This is a genomic window from Vibrio sp. 1288 (genome assembly GCF_033344475.1).
In genome coordinates this window covers 1-883 of the sequence record NZ_JAWPOX010000263.1, presented here as the reverse complement: position 1 = coordinate 883, position 883 = coordinate 1, and the positions used below count along the sequence as shown (strand labels likewise).

Here is an 883-nt window from a genome sequence, read left to right as displayed (position 1 = left end):
GAAATTCTTGTTATTCTATTGCGTATTGAATACAAGATGTGAAAGACAATGGATATTAAACAGCAGGTTGCTGAGCAACGTACCGAGCTAGAGCAAGCCGTGGCACGAGCATTGGAGCTCGCGTCGGCGAAGTCGGATGCAGCAGAAGTCGCAATTACTAAAAGCACAGGTTTGAGTGTTTCCACTCGAATGGGTGATGTAGAAAATGTCGAGTTCAACAGTGATGGTGCGCTTGGCATTACCGTTTACCGAGGCCAACGTAAGGGCAGCGCTTCCACATCTGATTTGAGTGAAGCGGCGATTGAACAGACAGTGAATGCCGCGCTTGATATCGCTCATTACACATCTGAAGACCCATTCGCAGGCCCAGCGCCGAAAGAATTTATGGTGAAAGAGGTGCCAGATCTTGACCTTTTCCACCCAGACTCTCCAGACCCAGACTACGCAGCACAAGTGGCGATTGCCGCTGAGAAAGAAGCGCTAAGCTACAGCGATGCAATCAAGCAAAGTGACGGTGCAAGCTACGATAGCCACTACGGCGTCAAAGTGTACGGAAACAGCCATGGTTTGTTAGCAAGCTACGCGTCTAGCCGCCACAGCACAAGCTGCTGCGTTATTGGCGTGGGCAAAAATGGCGAAATGGAACGTGACTACAGCTATACCGTTGCCCGCCATCGCGATGATTTGTGGACGCCAGAAACCGTCGGCCGCAAAGCGGCGGAAAATACTGTAAGCCGACTGGATGCTCAACGATTGAAAACGGGCCAATACCCAATTATGTTTGCGGCCGATGTGGCAACTGGCTTGATTGGTCACCTAGTGATGGCGATCAGCGGTGGCAACCTGTACCGCAAATCTTCTTTCTTACTGGATCACTTGGGTA

Annotated in this window: 1 protein-coding gene; it reads left to right on the top strand. The window is 50.6% G+C overall.

Translation table 11 applies throughout. From position 1 onward, the window contains the following. Nucleotides 1–48 precede the first annotated feature (48 nt). The coding region (pmbA, locus tag R8O11_RS26110; protein ID WP_318194725.1) for a metalloprotease PmbA at nt 49–883 on the top strand (835 nt) is incomplete at its 3' end.